Below are 10,211 nucleotides of genomic sequence, written 5' to 3' on the forward strand. Positions count from 1 at the left end.
GGGGCACCCATAGTTGGCTCTGTTATTTTTTGAAGTGTGGGGCAATAAGGGCTGGACCTAGCTAGAATACAAACGAATGTGGTTTGCTGTAATACGGTGTAATTTCTTCTCCTTACCCGTAGATCTATATTTGGACTGCACTGTTAGACAGTTGTTAAGTCATTGAATCAATCGCGCTTAAGGGCCAACACCCTAGTAGTTAAGGTCTTGATTGATATTGTAAAGGAGCCCCTCAGTTGATTAATTTCACTGACATTTAGGAGAAGAAGTATGCCCCACATTAGTAAATACAGAACGTCATTCTTAGGTCGATCATTGCCCGTTTGCGGCGCGATGATCGGGTCTATTTTGGTGAGTATCAGTACGTCGGCTCAAACAGCCCCAGACGCAGATCAGCCGTCCTTTTTTTCGATGGATGCGTTTCAAGTTCCCTATGATGCGCCACCCTACACAGCCAATAGCCAAACCGAAAAAACGGATTTGGCTATTTTTGCCTGGCAAGAGTTTATTGCGCTAAATTGGCCTTCGAGTTATCAGACTGATGTCCCCATTCGCGGTCTGCCAGACACGACTAAATCGCCCATCGAGTTTGCTCAACCAGACGATACCGGTCAGTTGGTGTGGCAAACATACAAGCATCGAGTGGAGGTATACCCTGAAGGCGCAACGCAAAGTAACTATCAAAAATTGTTTGATAGAGCGCCGGAATACAACTATCGAGGCGGGTCAGGTGATCCAATATATGCGTGCGGGGCCTATACGCCAGGCATGGATGGTAAATTGGGTACATGGACAGCGGACACCACGTCAAAAGAGCTTAGTCAGGTACAGGTCTTTAACAACTTAGATGAGACGTCCGAAATCAACCTGGCAACGTTGTTTACGTCAGGCGATCCCAATGCGCCGGGAACCGCTCCTGCCAGTACGACGGTTGATAATTTGTTCATGGGCTTGCCTAAGCAACCACGCCGTTTCATTTATGAAGCCAAAGCAAATCGAACCATGTTCGATTATGTGTCACACAATAAATACTATGATGACGCGACGCGATTAGCGGCTCAAAAGGCAACTTACACCGCGGTGAGAGACGATGGGGATGGTGGGGTAGCGCCATGCCCAACGATTCCAACGGGAGAACAGTCCATTGTTTGTTTTCCTCCTGGGTATGAAGCGCCTATGGACACCATAGCGGGCACGCCTCCGAGCAAAGAAGGGACTATTCTTGTGAAGGCGACCTGGAAGCAACTGACGCTTGCAGAATATCAGAGCAAACGTTTTTTGACTGCCCCTGTGATTCGCTACCGTATTTTGGACGTGAATTCCGACATTAGTAATCCAGAGACCTCGGAGTCTGATGATTCAGCAGATTTTTGTTATGAAATAATTCAGCCTGAACCGACATATAGTACGGCAACCCCACCTGAGCTAACGTCGTTACCGTATGGGCTCGTTGGTTTACACATCATTCATAAGACCACTAATTATCCGACGTTTGTGTTTGCGACATTTGAGCAGGTGGACAATATAAATACCGCGTTGCCGAATAATGATTTGTTTTACTACAATCGAAATATCCTGCCGCCATCAAATGACAGTAAGCAGACGGTCACCAGTCGCGCTCACCCGATTTCGGATGAAACTAATAATGTCAACGACATGGTTCACGCACAGCTGCAAACGCTGTTGATCGATAATCAAAAAGATCCGACAGATTCGGTGTGGCTCTATTACAAATTGATCGGCGTGCAAGGACGCGCCACCGACCCGAAAAACACGTCTGACAGCGACTACTTTCTAGCCAATATCGTCACTGAAACTAACGAAGTGCTAAGAAGCTTTAGCGGCACGCTTAATAATACTAATGGCACCATTAACCCCAAAGTATTCAACATACACAAGGGAGCTACCACGTACACAGGCGGTGGCTGCAAAGGTTGTCATGGGAACGCGCAAGTCGGTCCTGCTCCAAATACGGTTTCTAGCCCAGATCAAGCCAAGACCTCAGACTTTAGTTTTATTACTCAAAACGCGCCTTTTGGTGCACCTGATGGCATCAACCAGCCTTTGTTTAAGGAAGATCAAGTGTTGAGATTGGAAAAGCGTAAAGCAGCACTGAAGAAAGTGACAAAGAAATAGGCTAATACATTTTTAATACGACAGTAAAAATCTCGCCTTAATCACTTTCATGGTTTAGGCGAGTTTCATGGAGAATAGAATGACCAACACAACATACATAGGAATTTCGTCGATTAAGGTTGCTCCCGGTATCGGAATGGGACGCGTAGGCAATAGTGATGAGTACTTCATAGGTCCAGAGACGCCTGGAGTGGTGCCCGTTCCGGATACGTTTGGTAACGTGACGGGCTCACAACCGAGTACGACGGATGATGGTAAATACAAAGACGCGGCGGGTAGAATTAAGCGTCAGGCGCAGCGGTTTCGAGTGTTTGGCTATGATCAAACAGGCACCTTGGTCGGCGAAATAGTCGACGGAGATACGGTCAACGATCATGTGGTGAGTTTAGCCTGGGATGTTCACGTTACGAACATGAAATCAGCGAATTACGCGTTCCAAGGTAAATACGCGTTTGATCCAACGTATTTGAGGAACTCAACGGTTCAACCAGGGTTGCCTCCTGCTCAACGAGACAAGCTTATCATCGATCCCGGAGTTAAGTCTGTGTCGGGTGTCAGTCAAGCTCCGGTTGAGTTAGTTGACCCAGAGACCAGTAAGATATTTGACATAAGTGATACACATCAGTTGTCTGGTATTCTAAATTTCGCAAATCCTAACAACCCTCCTGTGGTCGATGGAATGGTCGACGTGACGTACACTCCGGCCGTAGTCAGTCTGGGGTATATTTCAACCGACGCAGAAGGACGTCTAATCTTTATCGGTGGAAAAGGTGAATCCAAGTCTTGCACTACCCCTAAGGTGGTTATTTCAAAGACATTATTACCCTCGGGCGTGACGGAGGTTTCTTCGGATCCAGCAAAAGCGGAGATTGAAAAAAACCCAGAGTACAACCTTAATTCATACTTTAATAACCCGGGTTGGTATGACGATACCTGCGGTGGTTCAATTAATGTTTCGCTTTGCGATAAGGCGACTGGTGTTGCCGTCTTGGCGACCAACGACGCGGCTGACCAACGAGGTTGGGTTGCCGTTGCACCGCCGCACTATGCACCTGCTTCAAATAACGTGGTGTCATTGTTAGATTTACAGTTAGATATCTTTCCCGAATCAGACCCGTACTCAGGGCAAGGTCCGTTTTACGTCGCTCAAACTAACGGCTCAAACGCCATTGCCGTTGCTGCGTTGTCTGGTGACCAACTCAGGAATGACTTTTCATCACTATCCGCACAGGCGTCGTTTACCTCTGTATCTTTGCCGACGGGCGTTTCCGTCTCGAGCAGTCCGGCGTTGACGGATTATCAGGGTAAAAATCACATAGCCTTTGTCGATACTGCGGGCGCTCCGTACATCGCCGTAGAAGGCAGCCCAGGAGTCTATACCGTGACGGCTATTGCCTCGTCAGTGGCGGCGACGTCGGCACCTGCGATTGCTGTATTAGATAACAAACTGTATATGGCATTCAACAGCTCAGGCACTTTCTATTTAGCGGATGTGTCCGCTACCTCAATTGCCTTTAATCCGATATCTCAACCTGATTCGGTGTCCTTTACGAATACACAGCGTCCGGCATTAGCGTCATTTAATGGCGCTCTTTTTATGGCCGCTGTGGATACTCAGAATCAATTACAATCTGGCAGCACAGCCGACGCTAGCGATGGCATTATCGCCTTGAAAGAGGTACCTGTGATTACAGAAAGTGACTCTTCGGCTGACACCTTCTCCCAAGACCATTCTGTATCTTTGGCGTATTTCAGAGGAACGCTAGCGCTGGGGTACGTATCACAAAGTAGTGGCGCCGTCAGTATTGCGAATTCAGTCGATGGTACATCATTCAGTTCAAACCCAATTGCGGGCGCACCTCAGCCGTCAAGCGATAGCGGCGTCTCGATTACAGCGTTCAACAACAGACTCTATTGCGCATTTGAATCATCGAGTGCAACTCCAGCAATCAGTGTTGGGTCTTCTGTTGACGGAGACGTTTTTACTTTTACTACCATCACCAGTCAAGGGTCGACCAGTCCTGTTATATCAGCGGCGGTTGATGTGAATTTCTATCGAGATATTTACCCAATTCTTAAAACAGTAACGGATTATGCGTGGACGAATGAACGAGCATTTCATGGTCATCGCCCGGGAACATTCGGAGACTTTTTACAGCCCACGTATCTGGCGACACTAGCAAGCCCGAAGTCTGCTCCGCAATCGCCCACAGCTACGCCGTCCTCGCCGAATACTCCAAGCCCCAATATTACACGCTCGTTTGTGTTTAATTTTATTCGTCCACCGGCCCAACAGGTCTATTTGAACATCGACGGTACCCTGCAAAAGCACACCGTCGCGCCTCCGCCACAGCCAGCGATTCCGACAATATCACCAACGCCAACTGAGCCTGTCCAAATCGTATCAGGAACGGGTGTTGAGCAGAGAGCTGATCTGATGCCACGCCTATTTGGTAACGGAGGGTCGCCACTGGAAAATGGCATCAATGGATCGGATTTTCCGAACCAATGGTTACCATTGACTGACCATCAGTTGGAGAAATTTCAATATTGGGTGAATGGGGATTTTGAGACCGGGCATCCTGATTTTGTCGCGTACTCGGATATTTCTGCGCCGGATAAACTTAGCTTTTCAGCTCTTCAACCTACTGTTGGTGGCGGTTTTCATCCAGGCATTGAATTGACTTACTTGATGCATGAAGAATATTTCTTCAACAGTGCCTTTCGATTTACTGAAGACACATTACCAGGTTCAATTGCAGCTTATATGTCGGTTCCATGGCAAGGCGATTTTTGGTCTTGCAACGTATCTTGGTGGCCCGCGCTTAGGCCCGATATTGTGGTAGAGCGAACCGATGATGTGCCTCCTGTTTTGAGTCATCAACAATGGTTTCGTGGGAACGTTATCCCACCGCAATCCGACGGTATCGATAACTACTCCGGTGGCTATGATGTGATGGTAGACCACTGGCATGATCTCGGATTAGTTACCCCTGTGGTTGATGAGCATGGGCAACCAGTTAAGGATCGAGGACAACAAGTTTTTGAGGAAACTGAGAGGAACGCGTCGTTGGATACTGGCGCCGCAATTGTCAGCGTTGAAAACGACCAATCCGTTGACGAATCATCGAGTGCGTTGACTGTCAATGGTTCGGCGATAACCGTGGATTCATCGGGAGCGACTGGCTCCGGTTGGAAACTGGTTAAGAGTACATCGCAGGCTGATTACTTTTTCATTCAATACTGTGGCGGTTCTGGCTCACAAGTTCTAACGGTTGACTTTGAGTCTGGTGACGTTAGCTTAGAAGCTCTGAGTCCGTATAACCCACCTAGTCAAATGTGGCAGTACCAAGCAACACAAAGTGCCGAAGAGGCTACCGCGGCTCTGGATAAACTGGTGGCTGAATCAGGGTCTACGTCACAACCGCAAGATAGCGTGGGTTACCCCGGGCACTTTAATTTTGTTAATCAATCTAATCAGAAACTGCTTACCGTCGCTGCGGATAATTCGGTAACAACGCAGTCAGCAGTCAGCCTTGCTGGCTCTGATGTTCGCCAGATATGGGTGCTAAATGACCTGATTTACTTCCTAAATGATCAGTGATTGAGGTGATGATTAGATGACGCACATCGCTATTGTCGGTGCGGGGCCAGCTGGCTCAGTCGCGGCCTCTCTGCTGGCTCAGAGAGGCTACGATGTTTCGTTAATCTATCGAGACCCTCCTGAAGGCTACAAAGCGGGCGAAACTATTTCGCCCCACGGGAATGACGTGTTTTCGCGATTGGGTCTCGAGTCGCTGTTTGCCTCTGGCGAACACGTTCCTTGCCCTGGTAATCAGAGTGCCTTCGGATCTGATGGTTTGTATGACGTTGATTTTCTGTATTCAACGCACGGACTAGGATGGCATCTTGATCGTTTGAAGTTTGAACGGCAGTTGATTAACAAGGCGATGCAAGATGGGGTCAGACTATTTTCTGGTAAGTCTTTAGAGTCGATAGAGCGCAAAGAGTTGGGTTGGGAGCTCGTGATCGCAGACCAATTGGAGCAGCGAACACTACAATCTGACTATTTGATCGACGCCAGTGGCAGAAACAGAGTAGTGCTACGGAAACTGGGTATTCCTATCAACAAGCTGGACCAGCTGGCTGCTAGAACTGCCGTATTCACTCTCACGGAGCAGACTAGTGACCGGCGAACCATGATCGAGGCCGCTGAGGATGGCTGGTGGTATTCAACCGTATTAACGGGTGCACGCCGGGTTGTGATGTTTTTCGGTGATGCGGGTGATGATCAGTTTCGATCCTGCGGTAATCAACGTTTATTTCTTAACAACCTGAGGCTCACAGCTCATGTGTGGCCAAAATTAGAAAGTGAACTTAACGCCACAGGTTCCATGATGGGACCTACATTAAGATCCTGTGAACGTGATGCCAGTAAGGCAATAGCGGAGTTTTCTACCAAGCCTGTTTCTACGTCCTGGTCTCATCGAATACAAGGGTCACGCTGGATTGCAATTGGCGATGCTGCGATGACGTTCGATCCTCTGTCCTCACAGGGAATCTATACCGCTTTATGCAGTGCTGAAAAGGCGGTGGATCAAATACAGGCACTCACTAAACGTAGTTCGTTGGGTCGTGACGTGCGGCATAGTGACTATGTGGATTGGGCTGAGAGTCAGTTCAGTCAGTACATTAGTGAACGTACGAAGTATTACAAAATGGAACAGCGCTGGGCGGATCGAAGGTTTTGGCTAAGCCGACACTCGATGCCGATGATGGCCGCTATTTGATCCTTCAAATCTATGTTTTAGGGTGAACTTAGCGAACTGCTAATTTCACCTGAATGGGGGATTCATTCATTATCGTTGCTTGATAGTATGGATTTATTGAGATCGAGGCCGCACTTGGAGTGCGGTTTTTCAAACGATAAATCAGGAGATAAAGTATGTTTGGGAAAGTAACAGAGCGTGAAAAGCAGTTAGCAATCAAAATTAAGATGCTAGAGGAAGAAAATACCGTGCTTCGCAATCAAAATAGCTATATGGCCGAAAGTTCCAAGCGCTGGGCTCGAAAGTTCCAAGATCCTCGATACAGTGTGCCTGCAAAAGTAATCCAACATATGGAAACAGAAACAGAGCAATACAAACAACGAACTAGAGCAGAAAGAGAAGAGTTGAAGGCAAGGATAGCCATTCTTACGAACAGAGTGATCGAACTGACGGAAGAGAATGCAGACGACCTATTTGGCTCGGTCGGTGGCAATCGTGAGGTTTCATATGAGTTTGCGGCTAATCATGTAGATGCTAAATTGACTGACCAAGATCACAAAGTTGTGCAAATACAGTTGAGCCGTGCCTGGGCAAATAAAATGAGCCAGTTTGCGTTGAGATAGCCTAGGCGGAGTCGATACAGTAAGGCGGGTTATTGATGGCCTAGGCTAATCCGCTAAAAAAAATGCCATCTCCGCACAATGCGATATTTGAATCGAGTTCCTTCGCCTTGTTTGCTGACATTGTTAAATTCTTCTAATACCTGGCTCACATCTATTTTTTTGTTGATTAACCGCAGTCTAGAGTCCAAGACCGTCAAAGAGTCCAATTGAAAGCTGGTTGGCTGTTGTTGCATCGTTAGTCGATACGTTTCATTTGGAACTCTGATTATCATGGTGTCGCTGTAAAATTTACTGTTGTCGACTGTAATCAGCACCTTAACGTTTGCCTCTTCACGTTGAGTCAAGCGGCTAACAATGTTGTTTCTCTGTGCGCCGGTGTCAGTCAATTCAACGGCGATGACCGCCCGACCATAAAACCAATAGCTGGCTACAATAGCGATGACGAGCAGAGTTGCAAATATACGCCGCCATGTTCTGCGTGAAAAGTTGGGTCCGTCTAAATGAACAACGTCGCAACAATAGGTGCAATTGCCCGACGACCCTCCTTTACCACCACTTCCACAATCACTGATCGCAATGTCACACGGTAAATCGCATGGTAAATCAGTCCGGTCACGTTGGCTGCATTGTAATTGAGAGTACGCTTCTCGGCATTCACCAAAGCGTAATTTTATGTGAGGCCACGCTTGGCTTAGCCCTTTAGATATAACCAGCTTTTTAACGGCATTTGAACAGGTATCGCCTTTGTGCAACACATGGTGAGCACAATGAAAGCCCTTCTTTGGTGAGATAAACCGTTGATAGAATTCAATTAATGCTAAGACTACTGAGTTCATATAAAACGCTCTGATTGAGTGAGGAGCTAGAATCAAATCAATTAGGTGAGTTATCACTGACGCTTCTCATGGACAAATAAACATGATTTCCCTGGGTATTGAAAATCACCCCTTGGGGGGATTCGCTTATCCAGTGCGCTTGATAGTATAGCTTTATTGACGTTGTTCCAGCCTAAAGCGGAACCAATACTGTAACTTAAAAGGGGAATATCATGTTTGGAAAAATCACAGAACGGGAAAAACAGTTAGCCACTAAGATTAAAATGCTTGAGGAAGAAAACAATGTTTTACGAAACCAAAATAGCTTTATGGCTGAGAGTTCTAAACGTTGGGCTAGAAAGTTTCAAGATCCGCGTTACAGCGTTCCGGCTAAAGTGATAAAAAAGATGGAAGACGAAGCGTTGCAATATAAGCAACGTGCTAGAGCTGAACGAGAAGGATTGAAGGCACGTGTTGCGGTTTTGACTAATCGGGTTGTTCAGTTAACTCAAGATAAGGCCGGTGATTTGTTTGGGTCCGCGACAGGAAATAACGAAGTGTCATACGAGTTTGCTGCAAGTCACGTAGATGCCAAGTTGACGCAGCATGACACGGCGTTGGTTGATCTTCAGCTGAGCCGCGTATGGTCTGAAAAAATGCATTCATTTGCGATGTAATTTGTTCGTCTTTCTTGATGGCTAAACTAATTAGAATAGAAAAGGTTCTTTAAAATAAGTTGAGTTTAAGGTGAGGAGCTTTGAGTCGGGTATGGATATCAATTACTTCGAGGAAGTGTTTTTTGGATAACGTAATGACCTTAAATATGGTCAGAGTGATAATGTGTAAATGTTGGGATTTGACTTGATAGCTAAAAAGATGAGGCCTGAAAAGGTCTGACAATGACTGTAAAATACTCGAAACGGTCATTTTAAAGGGGCATGTGGTGAGAGATAAACGTCTAGCAGATCACATTACATATCAAGAGCTTAATCTAACAATAAGCTTTTAGTATTCTAGGGAAAATTTAAGGGGGCAATAATGGCCAAAGAAATAATCATCGCAATAGTATCGTCAATTCTTGGAGCACTTGTTGCGTTTTTAGCTAGCAGCTCCTTAGGTTTATTTGAAAAGGAATTGTCTGACACTCAGGTTCGTAAAATCGCAAGTATAGTGGTGAATGAAAAAAACCATCGCAATGTTATTTTGGATAACATGGACGCCTCGGGGAATTTTAAAGGACCTCAGGGTCGAGCTGGTCCGCAAGGAATTCAAGGTATACCTGGCCCGGGAATTAAGGCTCTAGCTATATTAACTGTAAAAAATGGGAATATAGAATATAGCAGTTCAGGGGTGACTTATGACAAAACTTCTGGAATTGTTGAATTCCCAAACCCCGATAATCTAAATGTTCTACCTATAGTGTCTGACTTGGGAAGCGGATATATGACTTCTAAGCATTATATAAGGCAAGACTTTACTATAAGGAATAAGTTCAAAATTTGGAGAACCACTCTCGATACTGGAGATAGAAATTCTGAGCCTGCATCTTTTACAGCCATAGCAGTAGGGTTTTAAAAAACTCTAAGACAGTTTAACGTTTCCAATTCTTTTTCAGCAACAGTAAAAATAAAGAATTGCAATTACAGAAATGGGCAAACTTCTGCCCCCCCGTGTGCTTTTTTATATTGGTTATCTGACAACAAATTACTCGTATTATGTACAGACTCCATCTCAACGGAGAAACGGATTTTTCAATGAATTAACATAATGGGCATTAAGCGAATATTTAAGCTACTCCACTTTTTGAAGTAGCTTAAATAGAAACGGATTATGCCCTCAACATTTACAGGCGCGGTAGAGACACAATC

General features: G+C 45.9%; 7 protein-coding genes. 6 read left to right on the forward strand and 1 reads right to left on the reverse strand.

Annotated elements, in window-relative coordinates; all coding sequences use genetic code 11:
* The first annotated feature begins 270 nt into the window (after positions 1-270).
* From ABWW54_RS09850 to ABWW54_RS09865, 4 genes are all read left to right on the forward strand, one after another.
* Positions 271-2,136, forward strand: coding sequence for a hypothetical protein (locus tag ABWW54_RS09850; protein ID WP_353412066.1), 1,866 nt, complete (start codon positions 271-273; stop codon positions 2,134-2,136).
* 79 nt (positions 2,137-2,215) lie between these two features.
* Positions 2,216-5,740 carry a LodA/GoxA family CTQ-dependent oxidase gene (locus tag ABWW54_RS09855; RefSeq protein WP_353412067.1) on the forward strand — a complete coding sequence of 1,175 codons (3,525 nt, stop codon included), beginning with the start codon at positions 2,216-2,218 and terminating at the stop codon, positions 5,738-5,740.
* Positions 5,741-5,756: 16 nt separating this feature from the next.
* The gene (locus ABWW54_RS09860) at positions 5,757-6,926 is read left to right on the forward strand and encodes an NAD(P)/FAD-dependent oxidoreductase (protein ID WP_353412068.1); all 1,170 of its coding nucleotides are present in this window, start codon (positions 5,757-5,759) and stop codon (positions 6,924-6,926) included.
* Positions 6,927-7,081: 155 nt separating this feature from the next.
* Positions 7,082-7,528 carry a hypothetical protein gene (locus ABWW54_RS09865; protein ID WP_353412069.1) on the forward strand — a complete coding sequence of 149 codons (447 nt, stop codon included), beginning with the start codon at positions 7,082-7,084 and terminating at the stop codon, positions 7,526-7,528.
* Positions 7,529-7,581: 53 nt separating this feature from the next.
* Here the strand turns inward: ABWW54_RS09865 and yidD are convergent, their stop codons facing one another.
* Positions 7,582-8,364: a membrane protein insertion efficiency factor YidD gene (yidD, locus tag ABWW54_RS09870; RefSeq protein WP_353412070.1), complete on the reverse strand. Its 783-nt coding sequence runs from the start codon at positions 8,362-8,364 to the stop codon at positions 7,582-7,584.
* 212 nt (positions 8,365-8,576) lie between these two features.
* Here yidD and ABWW54_RS09875 point away from each other — a divergent pair, with 212 nt between their 5' ends.
* Positions 8,577-9,020, forward strand: coding sequence for a hypothetical protein (locus ABWW54_RS09875; protein ID WP_353412071.1), 444 nt, complete (start codon positions 8,577-8,579; stop codon positions 9,018-9,020).
* A 361-nt stretch (positions 9,021-9,381) separates the two neighbouring features.
* Positions 9,382-9,918, forward strand: a complete 537-nt coding sequence (locus tag ABWW54_RS09880) for a hypothetical protein (RefSeq protein ID WP_353412072.1) — start codon at positions 9,382-9,384, stop codon at positions 9,916-9,918.
* Positions 9,919-10,211 lie beyond the last annotated feature (293 nt).

The sequence above is a fragment of the Arenicella sp. 4NH20-0111 genome (assembly GCF_040366405.1).
Classification (GTDB): domain Bacteria; phylum Pseudomonadota; class Gammaproteobacteria; order Arenicellales; family Arenicellaceae; genus Arenicella.